The sequence below is a fragment of the Streptomyces sp. WAC06614 genome (assembly GCF_003949795.1).
Lineage (GTDB): Bacteria > Actinomycetota > Actinomycetes > Streptomycetales > Streptomycetaceae > Streptomyces.
This window is the reverse complement of record NZ_RPRY01000636.1, coordinates 1-1,625: the sequence shown is the minus strand read 5'-3', so window position 1 is coordinate 1,625 and position 1,625 is coordinate 1. Positions and strand designations below refer to the sequence as shown.

The 1,625-nt window shown below is 76.5% G+C and carries 2 protein-coding genes; one reads left to right on the top strand and one right to left on the bottom strand.

Features of this window, described 5'->3' with window-relative positions; genetic code table 11:
* Positions 1–1,338, top strand: a 1,338-nt coding sequence (locus EF918_RS35500; RefSeq protein ID WP_125652950.1) for a diaminopimelate decarboxylase, incomplete at its 5' end; no start/stop codon positions are given.
* Here EF918_RS35500 and EF918_RS35495 read toward each other — a convergent pair.
* Positions 1,335–1,625 (bottom strand): hypothetical protein (locus tag EF918_RS35495; protein ID WP_260611005.1); only part of this gene is annotated, 291 nt, incomplete at its 5' end. The two genes, EF918_RS35500 and EF918_RS35495, sit on opposite strands and share 4 nt — an antisense overlap.

Genomic DNA, 1,625 nt, shown 5'->3' with positions numbered 1-1,625 from the left:
GTTCCGGGCGCGGGCGGGGGTGCGGACCCGGACCCGGGCGCGGGCGGGGTCGGTGCCCCGCCGTTGGTGTGCCTGCTGGACCTGGCCGGGATCCGGGCCTCCGCCGCCGCCCTGACCTCGGCCTTCGCCGCCGCACTGCCGCCCGGCACCCCCGTGCTGCACGCCTTCGCGGTCAAGGCCGCGCCGCTGGTGCCGGTCCTGGCCCTGCTGGCCGACGCCGGCCTGGGCTGCGAGGTGGCCAGCCCCGGCGAACTGGCACTGGCCCGGGCCGCGGGGCTCACCCCGGACCGGATCGTGCTGGACTCCCCCGCCAAGACCACGGCCGAGCTGCGCGAGGCCCTGGCCCTGGGCATCGCCCTCAACGCCGACAACGAGCAGGAGCTGCACCGCCTGGACGCCCTGGTGGCCCGCGCACCGGCCGGGACGGCCCTCCCGCCCCTGGGCGTACGGGTCAACCCGCAGACCGGGGCGGGCACCATCGGCGCGCTCTCCACGGCCACCTCGACCTCGAAGTTCGGCATCGGGCTGCGCGACCCGGGCGCCCGGGCCCGGCTGCTGCGCGCCTACGCCGAACGCCCCTGGCTGACCCGGCTGCACACCCACTCCGGCTCCCAGGGCGTCCCGCTGCCGCTGATCGCGCGGGGCGTGCGGGAGGTGCACGCCCTGGCCGAGGAGATCAACGCCGAGGCGGTGCGGCGGACCGGACGCCGGCAGGTCGACACGGTGGACATCGGCGGCGGACTGCCCGTCAACTTCGCCTCCGACGACGGGACGCCGACGTACGAGGAGTACGTACGGGCGCTGCGGGAGGCCGCGCCCGGGCTGTTCGGCGGCTCGTACGGGCTGGTCACCGAGTTCGGGCGGGCGCTGCTGGCCAAGCACGGGCTGGTGGTCGCCCGCGTCGAGTACACCAAGACCACCGGCGGCCGGCCGATCGCCGTGACCCACGCCGGGGTCCAGCTCGCGACCCGCACGGTGTACGCGCCCGCGTCATGGCCCCTGCGGATCCTGGCCTACGACGCCGAGGGCCGGCCGAAGGGCGGGCCGGCGGTGGCCCAGGACGTGGCGGGGCCGGCGTGCTTCGCGGGCGACCTGCTGGCCGAGGACCGGGCGCTGCCGCTGCTGGCACCGGGCGACCTGATCGCCGTGCCGGACACGGGCGCGTACTTCTTCACGGCGCACTACGGCTACAACAGCCTGCCCCGGCCGGCCGTCCACGGCTTCACGGTCGGCCCGGAGGGCAAGACCCGCTTCGCCCTGGCCCGGCCGGCCCAGACCCCGTCCGAGCTGGTCGCCGAGGCGGGCGGCGCCCTCCGCGACGCGCTGCGCCAGGCCTAGGGGGTGTCGTACGGCACGAACACACTGAGCCGATAGGTGTTCGGGTGCTCCAGCCGCCCGCAGAACACGTCCATGCGGACGGTGTCCCATTCGATGGACGGCTCCTCCCGCCGCAGCCGCTGCAGCTCGGCCTTCCAGGCGTCCGGGTCCTGGGTGGAGAACACCGCCTCCCAGCGCCCGGCCCCTTCGCCGAACCGCTCGGCCCACTCCCGCCGCTCGCGCTCCTGCTGCCGCTTCCTCTTCCGCTGCCCCGGCACCACCCCACCCTGTCCGTCCCCCACCCGTAC